This window comes from Luteimonas suaedae, assembly GCF_008312895.1.
GTDB classification, from domain to species: domain Bacteria; phylum Pseudomonadota; class Gammaproteobacteria; order Xanthomonadales; family Xanthomonadaceae; genus Luteimonas; species Luteimonas suaedae.
On the sequence record NZ_VSSP01000016.1, the window covers coordinates 12,822 to 30,490 of the forward strand.

The following is a 17,669-nucleotide window of genomic DNA, read 5'->3' on the forward strand; positions in this document are numbered from 1 at the left end:
CCGGGCGTCATGCGGAACGGAGACACACAGGCACGGCCGCGGGATGCGAACGCTCCCGTGCCGCAATTCAAACAGTGACGGGAGAGACACCATGACATACCGCAAATCCGTTCTTTCGGCCGCGATCGTGACCTGCCTGGCGTTCAATGCGCAGGCGCAGGATCCTGCCGACAGCCGCGAAGACGCCACCGAGTTCGAGACGATCACCGTGACCGGTATCCGCGCCAGCCTGGAGCGCTCGCTCGACACCAAACGCAACAACGACACCGTATCGGAGGCAATCACCGCCGAGGACATCGGCAAGTTTCCCAACACCAACGTCGCCGAAGCGATGTCGCAGATCCCCGGCGTCTCGCTCGACCGGCGCTTCGGCCAGGGCGAGCGGGTGAGCATCGACGGTACCGACCCCAGCCTCAACCTGACCTTCCTGGACGGGCATCCTGTCGCGCAGGCGATCTGGCTGTACGGCGAACAGCCGAACCGCGGCTTCGACTACACCCTGCTGGCACCACAGATCCTGGGCCGTCTGGAGGTAATCAAGTCCTCCGAGGCCCGGCTGCCCGAGGGGAGCCTGGGCGGTACGGTGCTGATGCACACCCGCCAGCCGCTGGACATGGAGGCCAATGCGATCGCCGGCTCCGTCGGCTACAGCTACAACGACCAAGCCGGCAGCGGCGCCCCGAACGCCGCGCTGCTGTACAGCTGGAAGAACCCGGTGGAGACCTTCGGCATCGCCGTATCGGCGCAGCACTACGAAGAGAAGGTCGACCGGCAGGGGCTCGAGGTTTTCGGCTATGCGCCGGCTTCGACCTTCGCCAACGCCGCTTCGCCGGACCTGGACCCGGACGCGATGGTGCCGAACTCGATCAATGCGGCCTGGTTCCAGCAAGAGCGCGAGCGCGACAGCGCCGTGGTCAACCTGCAGCTCAAGCCGAGCGATGCACTCGAGTTCAATCTGCAGGGCCTGTACATCCGCGAGAACTTCGACAACTACAACCAGTCGCTGTACAGCTTCCTGACCTGGAATCGGGGCACCGAGGCAGCGGTGGACGAACTGAACCAGGGACCGGACGGCGTGGTCACCGGCGGCCATTCCAATGCTCATGCCGATCCCGAAGGCGGCACCGTCATCTACGACAACAATGTCCGCGAGTCCGAGGTCACCACCAAGGGCCTGGACCTGCGCGGCTCCTGGCAGGGCGATGTCTGGGGCGTGAAAGGCCAGATCGGCCGCAGCGAGTCCGACAACAGCAATCTCGCCCAGTACTTCATCGAGCCGGTCTACAACGGCGGCTTCAGCTGGGACATCGACAAGGGCATTCAGTTCGACGATCCGGACGCCGCCCGCGATCCGGCCAACTGGGGATCTAATGGCTGGCTCGGCAACAACGGCATCTTCTCGACCGACAGCGAGGACAGCTACGGCCAGGTCGATTTCAGCGTCCGCCTCGACGGTGTCTTCAACCTGCTGCAGTTCGGCGCGCGCCGGGCGAAGCACGAGGAGAGCTTCGCGCTCAACGTCTACAGCGGCGTCAATACCGGCTTCCTCGACGAAGTCGGAACGATCGGACTCACCGACATCCGCGGCTTCCATCCCGATCACGGTCATCACCTCCAGGTCGGCCGCGACAACGTGATCGACTGGATCCGCAACAGCCCTGTCGATTACGACAGTCCCGATCCTGCCAGCTATCTCAACAACACCTGGGCGCTGGAACAGACCAACACCGCCGGCTATGTGCAGGCCAACTTCTCCACCGGCGCCGTACGCGGCAATGTCGGCCTGCGCTACGTGGAGTCAGAGATCGAGGGCAGCGGCTTCGTCTACAGCGGCACGCCGACGCTGGACGACCTGGACAGCAAATGGCAGACCCGAACCGGCAAGGAGGACTTCCTGCTGCCGTCGGTCAATCTGGTATTCGATCCGGGCAACGACTGGGTGTTCCGCTTCGCCGCCGCCAAGGTGATCGCCTGGGCACCATACAATCAGCTGGTCAACAACACCTTCCTCAACGACACCACGCTCACCGGCGCCGGCGGCAATGCCGAGCTCTCGCCGTACGAGTCGACCAACTTCAACCTGTCGGCGGAGTGGTATTTCGCCGAGCAGGCGGTGATCGCAGCCTCGGTGTTCTACAAGGACATCGACAACTACGTCGACACCAGCGCCACCATCGAGCGCCAGTACAACTCGATCCGCGACAACGATCCCGCCGCCTGGGCGGGCCTTGTGGGCAGCAACGGCTGTACAGAGGATGGCTATTGCGACTACAGCATCTCGCGACCACGCAACGCCGGCGGAGGCGAGGTCAGGGGGCTCAACCTCAACTACCAGCAGCCGTTCGGCGACAGCGGTTTCGGTCTCACATCCAGCTACACGTACGCCGACGGCGAGAACAACACCGGCAATCCGCTGCCCTATCAGTCGCGGCACAGCGTTGCCCTCAGCCCGTACTACGAGATGGGCCCGATCAGCGCGCGCCTGACTTACAACTGGCGCGACCACTACCTCGCCGGCGGCTACGTGGCCGGCGCCGCGCCGGCCAGCGTCGACGACTACGCAGAACTCGGCGCCAGTCTCGGATGGAACTTCAACGACAACTGGTCGCTCACGATCGATGCGCAGAACCTACTGGACGAGGAATACTTCCAGTATCTGGGCGACAAGAGCCTGCCGGTCGGCAAGTACCACACCGGCCGCCGCTACATGGCGACCGTCCACTTCAAGTTCTGACCCATCGGCATGATGTGATGAACAGCAGGCCCGGGCGAACCGGGCCTGCGCCTTTCAGGAGAAGCGCATGAAACTCCCGCATCGCCATGCCCGTCGGCTGCAGCTGGCTGCAGCCGTAATCCTGCTCGCGATACTGGCTCCGGTCGCTGCCAGGCCGTTGCCCGGGTCGACGCCGATACCGATTCCCGCCACGCTGCAGTCCGGCCAAGGCCGCTACGAGCTGCACGTAAACCCGACTGTCGCCGCCCGAAGCGCGCCAGCGGCCCGGGTTGCCCGCCACTTCGCCGACCTGGTCCAGCGCACCCATGGGTTGACCTTGCAAACCATCGATTCCGAGCATGGCGCCGGCGTGACGTACACGCTCGACCCGACCGCCACCTCGGACGATGAGGGCTACGTCCTGGACATCGACGACGACGGCGCGCGAATCCTGGCCCGCGACGAACGCGGCCTGTTCTACGGCGCCGTCACGTTGTGGCAGCTCCTGGACGCCGAGGGCCGGCTTCCGGCCGTGCGCATCGAGGACGCACCGCGCTTCGGCTGGCGCGGGCTGATGCTGGACTCGGCGCGGCACATGCAGTCGGTCGAGGAGATCAAGCACCTGCTCGACGCCATGGCCCTGCACAAGCTCAACGTCTTCCACTGGCACCTGACCGACGACCAGGGCTGGCGCATCGAGATCAAGCGCTATCCGCGCCTGACCGAGGTCGGCGGTTGCCGGATCCCGGCCGGCGACGCCGGCACCGATCCGGCGACCGGGCAGACGCGCCCGTACTGCGGCCACTACACCCAGGCGCAGATCCGCGAGATCGTCGCCTATGCGGCCGAGCGCCACATCACCGTGGTGCCGGAGATCGACATGCCCGGCCACGCGCAGGCCGCGGTGGCGGCCTATCCGGAACTGGGCACGGTGGCGGGCGAGACCGCGGTGTCCAACGAGTGGGGGGTCCACACCTATCTGTTCAACGTCGAGGAGGACACGTTCGGATTCCTCGAGAACGTGCTGACCGAGGTGCTGGCGCTGTTCCCGTCCGCATACATCCACGTCGGCGGCGACGAGGCCGTCAAGGACCAGTGGCAGGCGTCGGAGCAGGTGCAGGCACGCATGCGCGCGCTCGGCGTGGCGGACGAGACGCAGCTGCAGGCATATTTCATCAGCCGCATGGAACGTTTCCTGTCCGCCCACGGCCGCAGGCTGATCGGCTGGGACGAGATCCTCGAGGGCGGCCTGCCCGCCGATGCGACGGTGATGTCGTGGCGTGGCATCGAAGGCGGCATCGCGGCCGCGCGCCAGGGCCATGACGTGGTGATGTCGCCTTCCTCCGATCTCTATTTGGACTACCTGCAGACCGATTCGCCGAACGAGCTGCCGGGTCGTCCCGCGACCATTCCGCTGCGGCAGGTCTACGCCTTCGAACCGGTCCCCGAGGCGCTCGACGCCTCGCAGGCACGGCATGTGCTCGGGGTGCAGGCCAACGTCTGGACCGAGCACATGCGCGACTACGCCCGGGTGCAGCATGCGGTCTTCCCACGGATCGCGGCCCTCGCCGAAACCGGCTGGTCGCCCGCGGACAGGCGCGACTACGACGATTTCCTGGTCCGGCTGCCGGCGCAGCTGCGGCGCTACCGCGCGCTCGGCATCGCCTATGCGCAGACGCCGTTCGAGGTGCGCATGACCGTGGAAACCGCGGACCGCGGCACGGGCACCATCGAGGTGGCCCTGTCGAACCCGCTCGGCTATGACGGCATCGGCTATACCACCGACGGCGAGGATCCGACCGCCGAATCACCAGCGTACGAAGCGCCGCTGGTCCGGCCACTGCCGGCCGAAGTGCGCGCGCGGGTGTTCGTCGATGGAGAGGCGCTGGCCGATGCCAGCGTGCAACGCTTCGATGCCGCTTCGTTGCTGCGCCGCAGCGACGAGGCGCTGAAGATGTGCACCGGCGCGCTGATGCTGCGGCTGGAGGACGACGGCCCCGCCGACGGCGACCGCGCGCGGTTCAACGTCGACATCTTCAATCCCTGCTGGCAATGGGATGGCGCCGACCTGGACGGCATCGCCGCGGTGCAGGTCCGCGCCGGCCGCATCCCCTATTACTTCCAGCTGCATCATGACGAGTCCAATCGAAAATTCCGCACGCCGAAGTCCGCACACGGCGAGCTGGAGATCCACGCCGGTTGCGACGGCGAGCTCCTGGCCAGCGCGCCGCTGCCGGAACACCCCGATGCCGATGGCTTCATCGTCCTCGATGCCGCGCTGCCGGAGCAGGCGGGAACGCGGGACCTGTGCATCACCTTTACCGGCGACACGCGGCCGACGATGTGGGTGCTGGATGAGGTGCGGTTGATCCCTCGATAAGTGCGCCGTACGGACGATTCACATCAGACGCCACACCACGCCGGCAGGGCTATCGCGGGCATGGCCCGCCTTCTACGGCCGCGGCAGCTCTTGCCGTTGTAGGAGCGCCTCATAGGCGCGAGGCCCGCATGGTCCCGGTCCACCGCGCGTCCGGCGACGTCGGTATCGCGCGCATGGCGCGCTCCTACGAAAGCGGACCGCCTCTGCCGCTGTTGTAGGAGCGCCTCATAGGCGCGAAGCCCGCATGGTGCCGGTTCACCGCGCGTCCGGCGACGCCGGTTTCGCGCGCATGGCGCGCTCCTACGAAGGGCGGGTCCGGCCTCGGTCGAGATGGAGCAATGCATCCCGCCACGGCGTCAGCCGTACCGCCAGCCCCGCGACGACGCCCAGCGTGTTCGCCAGCGCATCGGCGCGCTCCATCTGCCGGGTCTCGGTCAGTGCACCCTGGGCGTACTCCAGTCCCACACCCAACAGCACCAGCCCGATTCCGGCGCCCAGCAGCGATGGCCAGCGCGCGTAGAGCTGCACTGCGCCGGCGGCGAGCACGAAGTACGCGATGAAGTGTCCGAGCTTGTCGCCGCTTTGCACCGGCGGCATCGGCGGCGGCGGTGCCAGCGACAGCACCACCACGATCGCGATCGCAACGCACCACAGTCCGGTCCACAGCCGCGGCCGGCGGAACGGCTTCAGCGCGCGTCCCAGGCGCAGCCGACTCACAGCCGGTGGCTCAGGTCGCCAGCGAGGAAGGCGTGATCGAACGTGACCTCGCGCGCGAAGCCCATCGCCTGGAAGCGTTCGCCCATCGCATCGGGCAGGGTCAGCGTCTTGACCTGCTGCCGCAGCGCATAGCGGCCGGCCTCGTCGCTGGCGCGCCTCTCGTGCTCGGCCAGCAGTTCCGGCAGGCCGTTGCCGAGCAGGAAACTCGCCTGCGTACAGTAGCCGGCGAAGTCGAATCCGGCGCCGGTGCCGGCCTCGGCCAGGGCGGTGAAGTCGACCGAGGCGGTGAGATCCTGCAGTCCCGGGCGCGCAAGCACGTCCGCGACCAGCTGGTGGCGGTGGAACGCACGCAGCGTGCCGTCTTCGCGCTGCGGCCGGTAGTACTCGCGGCGCGGATGGCCGTAGTCGACGAACAGCAGCGCGCCGCGGTCGAGACCGCCGATCACCGCCTGCAGCCAGTACGGCAGCTGCGGCAGCAGTTCGGAGCGGTAGCCGTCGGCGAACGGCGCATCGAGCTGGCGCTCGACGTGGCGCACCGCGGCGGCGAGCAGCGCATCGGCGGGCCGGTCGACACGGACGAAGCCGCCGTCGTCGCCGAGTGCAACGTGCTCCTCGAACACCTCGCCCTCGCGCAGGGTGAAGCGCGGCGTCGGCAGCGCATCGATCACCTCGTTGGCGAACAGCACGCCGTCCCAGCGCGCCTGCGGCGGCCCGTCCAGCCACGCGACCCGCGCGAACGCCGCCGGTGCCAGGCACTGCTGCAGGTGCATGCGCTGGCGCTCGCGCAGGTCGGCGCTGGGTTCGAGGATGGCGTAGCGGGCCGGCATGGCGTCGATCGCCAGCAGCCGCCCGATCGCGTCCTCGGCGAAACGGCCGCTGCCGCCGCCGATCTCGACGAATTCGGCGGCGGCGCCGAGCTCCCGCAGCACCGGCGCCACCGCCTCGGCCACGCACTCGGCGAACAGCGGCCCGAGTTCGGGCGCAGTGACGAAGTCGCCGGCGGCGCCGAACTTGGTCGCGCCGGCGCTGTAGTAGCCCAGACCAGGCGCGTAGAGCGCCAGTTCCATGAAACGCGAGAACGGGATCGCGCCGCCGGCCTCGGCGATGTGTGCACGGATCAGCGCCTGCAGGCGCTCGCTGTGCGCGAGTGCATCGGCGTCCGGGGCGGCAATGGGCATGCGGGCTCCTGAATGTTCTGTTGCCAGTTTACGGAAAGCGGGTGGAATGCCGCGAGGTGGTGCGGGGTTCGGGCGCCCGACCAATGCCAAGACCAAAAGCAAATCCCCCTCAATCCCCCTTTTTCAAAGGGGGAAGCACAATCGCGCTAGTCGCTGTGATACCGGCATGGCTTGGGCACAGCCCGACGACTGACGGGGTGCCCCAGACATCTGTTGAGTATCGATGCCTGCCACGCAAAGACGCTTCGCACGAATGACGCTATCGTGTCTGCCGCACCATAGACACGGAGCCGCCATGGCAGACCGCCCCGTCGCCCTCGTCACCGGCGCCGCACGCCGTCTCGGCGCGGCCATCGCGCGCCGGCTGCACGCCGACGGCTACGACCTCGCCCTGCACTATCGCAGCTCGCAGGCCGAGCTCGATGCATTGGTCGTCGAACTCGAGACCGCCCGTCCGGGCAGCACCCTGGCGCTGCAGGCGGAGCTGGGCGAATTCGACCGCCTGCCGGAAATGATCTCCGCCACCGTCGGCCGCTTCGGCCGCCTCGACGCGCTGGTCAACAACGCCTCGGCCTATTTCGCCACCCCGCTCGGCGAGGCGACACCCGCGCAATGGGACACGCTGTTCGCCAGCAACGCGCGCGCGCCGTTCTTCCTCGCCCAGGCCGCGGCGCCACACCTGAAGGCGGTGCGCGGCGCGATCGTCAACATGACCGACATCTATGCCGAGCGGCCGCGCCCCGGACACGCCCTGTATTGCATGGCCAAGGCCGCGCTGGTGATGGCGACCAAGGCGCTGGCGCTGGAGCTGGCGCCGGATGTGCGGGTGAACGCGGTCGCCCCCGGCGCGATCCTGTGGGGTGACGACGAGACCGACGAAGCCCGCAAGCAGCGGATGCTGGCGCGCACGCCGCTGGCGCGCACCGGCACGCCGGAGGAGATCGCCGGCACCGTGGCCTGGCTGCTGCGCGACGCCGGCTACGTCACCGGCCAGGTGATCGCGGTCGACGGCGGGCGCCTGATCGCTGGCTGAGCCGGACAACCCGCCAGTCCAGACCGTTCGACATTCACGCCCTCCGCCGCCCCCTGTAGGAGGGGCTTCAGCCCCGACCCGGCGAAGTCGCGTCGGGCAACAGGGCGCGCGGTGCCGGTCGGGAAGCTGCGTGCGGGGCTGTCCGTGCTCCGCTCGGTTTCCGGGGTCGGGGCTGAAGCCCCTCCTACAGGGACCACGGGCGTGGAAAGCGGATGATTGGACTATCTGCTTGCCGTTCACCTTGATCCGCGTTGGTCCGCGTCGATCCGTGGCGAAGCGTTTCGCCGGCCGTCAATCCTTGGCGAATGCCCGCTCCAGATGCAGCTCACGGAAGGCGGCCGGTGCATCGTGCGAGACCGCATAGCGGTACAGCACCGCAGAGTACACGCCGCTCAGCGCCGCCTGGAACACCCCCAGCAGCAACACCGCGACCAGGAACAGTCCGCCCACCAGGATCGCCAGGCCCAGCCACGCCTGCAGGGCCAGCACCGTCAACCCGATACCGAGCAGCACGGTGCCGAACGTGATCAGCCCGAACGCCGCGCCGATGCCGATGTTGCCGATCGCGTTCTCGCCCCAGGTACGCTTGAGCAGCGACATGCTTTGCTTGAGCGCGTCGATCGGGCCGACGTCGCGACTGACCAGCACCGGCACCACCAGGAAGGTCGCCAGGGTCCAGGCCGCGCCCAGTCCGCTGCCGACCAGGCGCACGATGAAGTTGTTGTCGCGGTTCTTCAGCGACTGCAGCAGCACGCCGACGGTGGCGGCGATCGCGGCATAGCCGAGGATCGCCGGCAGCCGCCGTTTGGCCGCATCGAAGCCGTCGGACAACGTCGGATTGCCGCCGTCCAGGCGGACCATCGCCGCCGCCACCAGTGCGCTGTTGCAGAAGATCATCACGCTGTACTGGCAGAAATAGAACAGGAACCCGAACACCACCGATCCGGCGCCGAAGCCTTCCGCGAACACCCCCAGCAGCGACATCGGGATCAGGAACGTCGCCAGCACCACCAGGGTGGCGGCCCCGGAGATGACCGGGAACAGCATCAGTTCCTTGTCGGACCGCAGCACTGCCGCGCTGGCCTTGACCAGCGCCCAGCTGCGCGAAAATTTCTCGAACATGCCCTGCCTCCCCCTGTGACCTTCAGTTATCCTGCCGCCCGGTGCCTCCCGCGACAAGCGTCTGAAGTCATGACGGGCCTCCGGCCGGAATGTGACCCCAGGTCCGCCGGTTGGTCCCATAGAACCTCGATTGTCTGAAGCCGTGCACCGGCCGCCGGGATCGCCCGGCCCGCCCATCGGCGGCGTCGCGACTCCCGTCGCTTCCATAAACAGCCCGAACAATGCGGGAGCGACGGAAGTCGCGATGCCGCTGACTTTCCCGCTCCGCGATCTCCTGTTCGCCGCCGGCCGCTCGCAGGCCCTGCCGGCTCAGGCAATTCCCGCGAGGACGACCGGCGTCATCGGCGTATCGCGCTCGGGCGATGCCGCCCACAGCTCGGCCAGGGTGCGCCCGCTCCGCGGCTCGACGATCTCCGGCGCGATCTCTACCAGCGGGCGCAGCACGAAGGCATGGCGCAGCTCCGGCCGCGGCAGCCGCAGAGCCTGCCCCGGACTCGATCCGGGGTGATCCGGCCCCTCCAGCACCAGGTCGTCATAGAGCACCAGGTCGAGGTCCAGGGTGCGGTCGCCGAAGCGCGGACCGCTGCGGTCGCGGCCGTGCGCATCCTCCAGCGCGTGCAGCCAGGCATCGAGCGCGTAAACGTCCAGGTCGCTGTCGATCACCGCCGCGGCGTTGAGGAAGTCGGCGCCGTCGAAGCCGACCGCGCGGGTGCGATAGACCCGCGACACGACCGCGCCGGGAAACCTCGCCTCCAGCGCGGCGATCGCCGCCGCCAGGTGCCGTTCCGGCTCGAGGTTGCCACCCAGGCTCAGGCAGGCGCGGCCCATCTCAGGTGGCGTCCGGCTGCCCGCCCTGCCCCTGCAGCCGCGCCAGCGCCGCAGCCACGTCGGCGCCGCCCGGCGCCTGGAACAGCCGCAGGCCGAACTCGGGCAGCACCGCCAGCAGATGGTCGAAGATGTCCGACTGGATGCCCTCGTACACGGTCCATGCGGTGGTCGCGGTGAAGCAGTACACCTGCAGCGGAACGCCGGTGGCGCCCGGTTCGAGCTGGCGCACCATCAGGGTCATGTCCTGGCGGATCTGCGGGTGCGCACGCAGATAGGCCTCCACGTAGGCGCGGAAGGTGCCGATATTGGTGACCCGGCGGGTGTTGACCGGATCCTTGCCGGCGGACTCCAGCTGCGCGTTCCATTCCTCCAGCTCGCGTTTCTTTGCATCCAGGTAGCCGTCGATCAGGGCGATCCGGCGCAGGGCGTCGCGCTCCTGCGGTTCCAAGAACCGCACCGACGACTGGTCGATCAGCAGCGCGCGCTTGATCCGGCGCCCGCCGGACTCCTCCATGCCGCGCCAGTTCTTGAACGAGTCGCTGATCAGGCGATAGGTGGGGATGGTGGTGACCGTCTTGTCCCAGTTCTGCACCTTGACCGTGTTCAGCGCGATGTCGATGACGTCGCCGTCGGCGCCCAGCTCCGGCATCTCGATCCAGTCGCCGACCCGCAGCATGTCGTTGCCCGACAGCTGCACGCTGGCCACCAGCGACAGGATGGTGTCCTTGAACACCAGCAGCAGCACCGCCGTCATCGCGCCCAGGCCGGACAGCAGGATCAGCGGCGAGCGGTCGATCAGCGCGGCGATCGCCAGCACCGCGGCGATCAGGAACACCACCAGCTTGGCGACCTGCAGGTAGCCCTTGATCGGCCGCGAACGCGCGCGCGCGGCGTCGCGGGCATACAGGTCGCCGAGCGCGTTGAACAGGTTGCCCAGCGCCAGCGCCACCGTCAGCACCACGTAGGCGCGGGCGACGTTGCGCACCACCAGCACCGCCGCCTCGGGCAGATCCGGCACCGCGGCGATGCCGAACGAGATCACCAGCGCCGGAACCACGTGCGCCAGCCGCGACAGCACGCCGCTCGCCAGCAGCGCATCGTCCCAGTGCATCGGCGAGGCCTGCACCAGCTTGCGCACGATGCGCAGCAGGATCCGCCGGGTGATCCAGCTGGCGAGCGCGGCGCCGAGGGCCAGCGCCAGCAGCCCGAGCAGGGTGCCGGCGTAGGGCACGCCCGCCAGGGCGGGAATGGCATCGATCAGACGTTGCATGCGGACAGGTTAGCAGGGCACCGCGACACGCCGCATCGTCAATCCGCGCGACCGCGCTCGATGATCACCCCGACCGCGCGCGCGCCGCGCACCGCGCCGGGCTTGCTCAGCTTCAGCCGCAGCCAGTCGACGCCGAACTCGTCGAGCACGAGCTGCGCGCAGCGTTCGGCCAACGTCTCCACCAGCCCGAATTCGGACTGCGACACGTACTCGATCAGGCGCTTGCTGACCGCCTTGTAGTTCAGCGTATCGGCGATGTCGTCGCTGGCCGCCGGAACGCGGTTGTCGAATCCCATCTCCAGGTCGAACAGCAGCGGCTGGCGGATGCGCCGCTCCCAATCGTAGATGCCGATGACGGTCTCGATTTCGAGCGCTTCTATGAAGACGATGTCCATGGGGCCGGGAATGGGGAATCGAGAATGGGGAATGGTAAGAGCAAAGGCAGGCGCGCGCTTTTACGATTCCCGATTCCCCATTCCCGATTCCCGGCCTGCCGCCGCCAGCGGCGGCAGGCTCGCCATTTCCCACCGCGGCAGCGCCCGCACCGTCGCGTCGTCGCGCTGGCCGGCGGCCAGGCGCAGGGCGCCGGCGAAGGCGATCATGGCGCCGTTGTCGGTGCACAGCTCGGGGCGCGGGAAGCAGACGCGGCCGCCGCGGGCGGCCGTCATCGCCTGCAGGCGCGCGCGCAGGCGGCGGTTGGCGCCGACGCCGCCGGCGACCACCAGCACTTCGCCGGCGGCCGCCTCCAGCGCACGCTCGCACTTGACCGCCAGGGTCTCGACCACCGCGTCCTCGAAGCCGCGCGCGATGTCGGCCCGCGTCCGTTCGCTCTGGTCGCTGTCGCGCCAGGCCAGCAGCACCTGGGTCTTGAGCCCGCTGAAGCTGAAATCCAGCCCGGGCCGGTTGGTCATTGGCCGCGGGAAGCGGTACGCGCCCGGCTGGCCCGGCTCCTTGTCGGATTGCGCCGCCAGCGCCGCCAGCTGCGGCCCGCCCGGATACGGCAGGCCCATCAGCTTGGCGGTCTTGTCGAAGGCCTCGCCGGCGGCGTCGTCCAGGGTCTCGCCGAGCAGGCGATAGCGGCCGATGGCCTCGACCGCGAACAGCTGGGTGTGGCCGCCGGAGACCAGCAGCGCCACGAACGGCGGCTCGGGAGGGTCGTCCTCGATCAGCGGCGCCAGCAGGTGCCCTTCCATGTGGTGCACGCCGAGCGCGGGCACGTCCAGTGCCCAGGCCAGCGACCGCGCCACCCCGGCGCCGACCAGCAGTGCGCCGACCAGGCCGGGACCGGCGGTGTAGGCGACGCCGTCGATGTCGGCGACCGTCAGCCCGGCCTCGGCCAGGGTCTGGCGGATCAGCGGCAGCAGCTTGCGCACGTGGTCGCGGCTGGCCAGCTCCGGCACCACCCCACCGTACTCGGCGTGCAGGGCGATCTGGCTGTAGACCGCCTGCGCGCGCAGCCCGGCCGCGCCCGCCAGCGCCGTGTCGTAGACGGCGACGCCGGTCTCGTCGCAGGAGGTTTCGATGCCGAGGACGCGCATGGGACGGGAAATGGGGATCCGAGAGCGGGAATTCACCCTGACGCCCCGCCGTGGCTTGCGGGCGCGGGGCCAGGGCGGCTATCATACGCGGCTCGCCGTGGCCTGCCCGGCGGAGATACCGTCCCGGAGATTCCATGCCAAGCGTCAAAGTTCGCGAAAACGAGCCGTTCGAGTTTGCCCTCCGCCGCTTCAAGCGCACCTGCGAGAAGGCCGGCGTGCTGGCCGAAACGCGCAAGCGCGAGTACTACGAGAAGCCGACCCAGGAGCGCAAGCGCAAGGCCGCGGCCGCCGTCAAGCGCCAGGCCCGCCGCGCCTCGCGCGACGTCACCAAGCGTCAGCGCCTGTACTGAGTCCCGCCCCGCGCCGAACGCGCGGAGCGACCGTACTCCAGCAAGAAGCCGGCCCGCGCGAGCGTCGCCGGCTTTTTGTGTTGGCGGCCGGGATTCGTGATTCGTGATTGGTGATTCGCAAGAGCGAAATGCCGCGTGCGTTAACCTGCGTCCGAATCGATGTCCGCGGCCCGCTTCTGCCTTTTCGAATCACGAATCACCAATCACGGCTCCCGAATCACGAATCCCCAATCACGGCTCCTCCCACCCATGACCCTGAAGCAGACCCTCACCGACGACATGAAGGCCGCGATGAAGTCCGGCGACAAGGCTTCGCTCGGCGTGATCCGGCTGATCAACGCCGCGATCAAGCAGAAGGAGGTCGACGAGCGCGTCGAGCTCGACGACGCCGCGGTGATCGCGGTGATGGACAAGATGGTCAAGCAGCGCCGGGACTCGGTGGCGCAGTACGAGGCCGCCGATCGCGAGGACTTGGCCGCGGTGGAGCGCGCCGAGATCGCGGTGATCGAGCGCTACCTGCCGGCGAAGCTGGACGAGGCCGCGATCCTGGCGGCGATCGATGCCGCCATCGCCGAGACCGGGGCGACCGGCCCGGCCGACATGGGCCGGCTGATGGGCGCGCTGAAGCCGAAACTGGCCGGACAGGCCGACATGGGCGAGGTCTCGCGGTTGGCGAAGCAGAAACTCGCCGGCTGAGGGCGTGCCGATGTCCGTGTCCGCGCCTTCCGGCATCGTGCTGCGCGCCGCAATGCGTGCGGACGTGCCGCAGATCCTCGCCTTCATCCGCGAGCTGGGCGAGTACGAGCGCCTGGCCCACGAGGTCGTTGCCGACGAGGCGGCCCTGGCTGAGAGCCTGTTTGGCGCACGCCCCGGCGCCGAGGTGGTGATCGCCGAAGTCGACGGCGCGCCCGCCGGTTTCGCGCTGTTCTTCCATAATTTCTCCACGTTCCTCGGCCGTCCCGGACTGTATCTCGAGGACCTCTACGTCCGCCCCGGCTTCCGCGGCCACGGCATCGGCCGGCGGCTGATGACGCACCTGGCCAAGCTCGCGCTCGAGCGCGGCTGCGGCCGCTTCGAGTGGTCGGTGCTGGACTGGAACGCGCCGGCGATCCTCTTCTACCGCGCACTCGGCGCGGTGGGCATGGACGGCTGGACCGTCCAGCGCGTCGACGGCGACGCGCTGCACCGGCTCGCCGCCGAGGATCGCCCCGACCCCTCGTAGGAGCGCGCCATGCGCGCGATGCCGCGGGCATTTCGCTGCCGTGGTGTCCGGGTACCGGCACGCTTTCCGGCTGGCGCAGGCGCCATCGATAGCCGATAACGGAAGCACCCGCGGCATCGCGCGCATGGCGCGCTCCTACGGGCCGTCCGCTCACGGGCGACAAACGGCCGTCTGTCCATCATGCTTGCGATCACTCCGTTCCGACTGCCGCACGCCGCATGCCCCGCTTCCCATCCGAACAGATCAGGCACGGGATCGAGAAAGTCCAGGACAGCCTGCCGGCCGCGGTGGTGCGGCGCTTCGTCGAGATCGACCTGCTCACCCATGCGGCGTCGCTGTCGTTCTTCACCCTGATCTCGCTGGCGCCGCTGCTGGTGCTGCTGCTGTGGCTGACCTCGCTGCTCTATCCCTCGGCGCAGGAGGCGCTGCTGGCACAGGTCGGCGAGCTTGCCGGCACCAGCGCCGAGAAGGTGGTCGGCACGGTGATCGACAACGCCAGGCGGCGGCCCGACCTGGGCTCGCTGGCCGGGATGTGGAGCACGCTGCTGCTGCTGCTCGGTGCGACCGTGGTGTTCGCGCGGCTGCAGAAGACGCTGAACCTGATCTTCCATACCGACGCCAAGCGCCTGGCGCTGCTGGCCTGGCTGCGCAAGCGGGTGTTCTCCTTCGGCGTGGTGCTGGCGCTGGGCTTCCTGCTGCTGGTCTCGACCCTGCTGTCCACCGTGCTGGACCTGGTCTTCTCGGGTGTGCCGTCGCTGCTGCCGGTCATCGGCAACGCCAGCGCGTTCGCGCTGTACGCGCTCGCCTTCGCCCTGCTCTACCACTACCTGCCGGACCGCCGCGTCGGCTGGCGCCGGGCGCTGCTCGGCGGCCTGATCACCGCCGCGCTGTTCGTGCTCGGCCGCTGGGGGATCGGCCTGTACATCCGCCAGGCGGCCCCCGGCAGCGCCTACGGCTCGATGGGCACCCTGGTGGTGCTGCTGGTGTGGATGTACTACGCGGCGATGGTGTTCTTCGTCGGCGCGCTGATCACCTCCGTGATCGATGAGCGTGCGGGCGGCACGGCGGACGGCACGGCCGCACCGCCTGCGCCCCCTGCGGCGTAATGCCGCGTCCCGGGAGCATGCTCCCGGCCGGGAAATGCGCTCTTGCCGCGGATTGACGCGGATGAACGCGGAGAAAGCCATTCGAGAATGGACGTCGGTCCGAGATCGATGATCTACGGGCCGAGGCGTCGGCAAGGAGCGACGCCAGTGAGGCGAGCGCCGCCATTCCGCCTTCGCGAAATCCATGGGTCTGCATGTCCTGGATCCCGGCCTGCGCCGGGTTGACGGCGTGTCGGGACCTGCCTTCAGATGCTTTATCCGCGTCAATCCGCGGCCAAGACGCTCTTCCTTCAGCACGCGGCCATACGAGCTGCCGGCCGCGGCCGGAGGGTGCGATCATGGCGCCATGGCCCGCATCCCCGACGCGTTCATTGACGACCTGCTCGCCCGCACCGACATCGTCGAGGTGATCGGCGCGCGCGTGCCGCTCAAGCGCCAGGGCAAGGAATACGCCGCCTGCTGCCCGTTCCACGACGAGCGCTCGCCCTCGTTCACGGTCTCGCCGACCAAGCAGTTCTATCACTGCTTCGGCTGCGGCGCGCACGGCAGCGCGATCAGCTTCCTGATGAACTACGACCGCATGGAGTTCCTCGACGCGGTCGAGGAACTGGCGCGCGGCACCGGCATGGAGATACCGCGCGAGACGCAGCAGCGCAACCAGGACGGCGACACCCAGGCGCTGTTCAACGCGCTGGACGCCGCCGCCGGCTTCTTCCGCAAGCAGCTGGTCGCCAGCGCCAAGGCGCGCGCCTACCTGGACGCACGCGGCGTCGACGAGGCCCTGCGCGAGCAGTTCGGGATCGGCTACGCCCCGGACGGATTCTCGGCGCTGAAGGATGCGCTCGGCAGCGACGAGCGCCGGCTCAAGCTGCTCGATCGCGCCGGGTTGTTGTCGAAGAACGACCGCGGCCACAGCTACGACAAGTTCCGCGACCGGGTGATGTTCCCGATCGCCGATCGCCGCGGCCGCACCATTGCTTTTGGTGGCCGCGTGCTGGACAAGGACGACGGCCCCAAGTACCTCAACTCGCCCGAGACCGCGCTGTTCCACAAGGGCCGCGAACTGTACGGCCTGTGGCAGGTGCGCCAGTCCAACCAGAAGATCGCGCGGCTGATCGTGGTGGAAGGCTACATGGACGTGATCGCGCTGTTCCAGCACGGCATCGCCCAGGCGGTGGCCACGCTCGGCACCGCGACCACGCCCGACCACGCCGAGCTGCTGTTCCGCAATGCGCCGGACGTGTACTTCTGCTTCGACGGCGACGCCGCGGGCCGCCGCGCCGCCACCCGCGCGATGGAGTCGGTGCTGCCGCGCATGCGCGACGGCCGCCAGGCGTTCTTCCTGTTCCTGCCGGACGGCGAGGATCCCGATTCGCTGGTGCGCGCCGAGGGCGCCGCCGGCATCGACGCACGCCTGCGCGAGGCGGTGCCGCTGTCGCGCTTCCTGTTCGACAGCCTCGGCGCCGACGTCAACCTCGGCACGCTCGACGGCAAGGCGCGCCTGGCCGAACGCGCCCAGCCGATGCTGTCGCAGATCCCCGACGGCGCCTTCGCCGACCTGATGCGCCAGCGGCTGACCGAACTCACCGGCGTCGGCGCGCGCGGCAGTGCGCCGCAGACGCACGTGCCCACCCACCGCGTGCGCCGCGGCGGATCCATGGTGCCCGCGCCCAAGCGCAGCCTGGTGCGGGCCGCCATCAGCCTGCTGCTGCAGCGCCCGGCGCTGGCGCTCGAACTGCCCGATTCCTACCGCTTCACCGCGTTGCGCCAACCCGGCATCACCCTGCTGACCGAGCTGATCGCACTGGTGCACGCGCGCCCGGGGATCACCACCGGCTCGCTGCTGGAGCATTTCGAGGGGCGCGAGGAAGCCGAGGCGCTGCAGAAGCTCGCCGCCCAGTCGATGCCGGGCGAGGAGGCCGGCTGGCGCGACGAATTCGTCGGCGCGATCGCCCAGCTCGACCGCCAGACCCTGCAGCAGCGCGTGGACGAACTGCAGGCCAAGCAACGCGAGATCGGCCTCGACGCCGCCGACAAGGCCGAGTTGCGCGAACTGCTGCAGAGCGGAGCGCGCTGATCCGGCGTCGCGCATGCCGCGCGCGTGACGCGGCGAATGACGTCCGTCGGCACGCCGGTTTTCTCAACCGGAAGTGAACCAGCTAGGGATCACCCCAGCTGTGCTGTCACGCCGCGTCGTCGGATGATCCGACGG

General features: G+C 68.9%; 15 protein-coding genes. 8 read left to right on the forward strand and 7 right to left on the reverse strand.

Annotation, left to right across the window (positions count from 1 at the left end; translation table 11 throughout):
- Nucleotides 1–91 precede the first annotated feature (91 nt).
- Nucleotides 92–2,734 carry a TonB-dependent receptor gene (locus FXO19_RS17375; protein WP_149196381.1) on the forward strand — a complete coding sequence of 881 codons (2,643 nt, stop codon included), beginning with the start codon at nt 92–94 and terminating at the stop codon, nt 2,732–2,734.
- 67 nt (nt 2,735–2,801) lie between these two features.
- A complete protein-coding gene (locus FXO19_RS17380) occupies nt 2,802–5,093 on the forward strand; it encodes a family 20 glycosylhydrolase (RefSeq protein WP_149196382.1) in 2,292 nt (763 codons plus the stop codon).
- A 300-nt stretch (nt 5,094–5,393) separates the two neighbouring features.
- Here the strand turns inward: FXO19_RS17380 and FXO19_RS17385 are convergent, their stop codons facing one another.
- Together FXO19_RS17385 and FXO19_RS17390 are read right to left on the reverse strand one after the other, a co-directional pair.
- On the reverse strand, nt 5,394–5,810 hold the full coding sequence (locus FXO19_RS17385) for a VanZ family protein (protein ID WP_425481494.1): 417 nt from the start codon (nt 5,808–5,810) through the stop codon (nt 5,394–5,396).
- Nucleotides 5,807–6,988: a class I SAM-dependent methyltransferase gene (locus tag FXO19_RS17390; RefSeq protein ID WP_149196383.1), complete on the reverse strand. Its 1,182-nt coding sequence runs from the start codon at nt 6,986–6,988 to the stop codon at nt 5,807–5,809. Before FXO19_RS17390 ends, FXO19_RS17385 begins: the two co-directional genes overlap by 4 nt.
- A 295-nt stretch (nt 6,989–7,283) precedes the next feature.
- Between FXO19_RS17390 and FXO19_RS17395 the strand changes: the two genes are divergently transcribed.
- Nucleotides 7,284–8,021, forward strand: a complete 738-nt coding sequence (locus FXO19_RS17395) for a pteridine reductase (protein WP_149196384.1) — start codon at nt 7,284–7,286, stop codon at nt 8,019–8,021.
- Between the two features lie 291 nt (nt 8,022–8,312).
- Here the strand turns inward: FXO19_RS17395 and FXO19_RS17400 are convergent, their stop codons facing one another.
- The 5 genes from FXO19_RS17400 to tsaD all read right to left on the reverse strand — a co-directional run bounded on the left by FXO19_RS17400 (nt 8,313) and on the right by tsaD (nt 12,779).
- Nucleotides 8,313–9,143, reverse strand: coding sequence for a DUF6159 family protein (locus FXO19_RS17400; protein WP_149196385.1), 831 nt, complete (start codon nt 9,141–9,143; stop codon nt 8,313–8,315).
- 309 nt (nt 9,144–9,452) lie between these two features.
- Nucleotides 9,453–9,971, reverse strand: coding sequence for a 2-amino-4-hydroxy-6-hydroxymethyldihydropteridine diphosphokinase (gene folK, locus FXO19_RS17405; RefSeq protein WP_149196386.1), 519 nt, complete (start codon nt 9,969–9,971; stop codon nt 9,453–9,455).
- Nucleotide 9,972: 1 nt separating this feature from the next.
- Nucleotides 9,973–11,241: a mechanosensitive ion channel family protein gene (locus FXO19_RS17410; RefSeq protein WP_149196387.1), complete on the reverse strand. Its 1,269-nt coding sequence runs from the start codon at nt 11,239–11,241 to the stop codon at nt 9,973–9,975.
- A gap of 38 nt (nt 11,242–11,279) precedes the next feature.
- A complete protein-coding gene (folB, locus tag FXO19_RS17415) occupies nt 11,280–11,636 on the reverse strand; it encodes a dihydroneopterin aldolase (RefSeq protein WP_149196388.1) in 357 nt (118 codons plus the stop codon).
- A gap of 60 nt (nt 11,637–11,696) precedes the next feature.
- Nucleotides 11,697–12,779, reverse strand: coding sequence for a tRNA (adenosine(37)-N6)-threonylcarbamoyltransferase complex transferase subunit TsaD (tsaD, locus tag FXO19_RS17420; RefSeq protein ID WP_149196389.1), 1,083 nt, complete (start codon nt 12,777–12,779; stop codon nt 11,697–11,699).
- A 134-nt stretch (nt 12,780–12,913) separates the two neighbouring features.
- Between tsaD and rpsU the strand changes: the two genes are divergently transcribed.
- The 5 genes from rpsU (at nt 12,914) to dnaG (ending at nt 17,534) form a co-directional block, all read left to right on the forward strand.
- Nucleotides 12,914–13,129, forward strand: a complete 216-nt coding sequence (gene rpsU / locus FXO19_RS17425) for a 30S ribosomal protein S21 (protein WP_111267721.1) — start codon at nt 12,914–12,916, stop codon at nt 13,127–13,129.
- A gap of 249 nt (nt 13,130–13,378) precedes the next feature.
- Complete coding sequence (locus FXO19_RS17430) at nt 13,379–13,825, forward strand: GatB/YqeY domain-containing protein (protein ID WP_149196390.1); 447 nt, start codon at nt 13,379–13,381, stop codon at nt 13,823–13,825.
- Nucleotides 13,826–13,835: 10 nt separating this feature from the next.
- Entirely contained in the window at nt 13,836–14,351 is a 516-nt protein-coding gene (locus FXO19_RS17435) for a GNAT family N-acetyltransferase (protein ID WP_149196391.1), read from the forward strand.
- A gap of 218 nt (nt 14,352–14,569) precedes the next feature.
- Entirely contained in the window at nt 14,570–15,457 is an 888-nt protein-coding gene (locus FXO19_RS17440) for a YihY/virulence factor BrkB family protein (RefSeq protein ID WP_149196392.1), read from the forward strand.
- Nucleotides 15,458–15,803: 346 nt separating this feature from the next.
- Complete coding sequence (gene dnaG, locus FXO19_RS17445) at nt 15,804–17,534, forward strand: DNA primase (RefSeq protein ID WP_149196393.1); 1,731 nt, start codon at nt 15,804–15,806, stop codon at nt 17,532–17,534.
- The last annotated feature ends 135 nt before the right edge of the window (nt 17,535–17,669 follow it).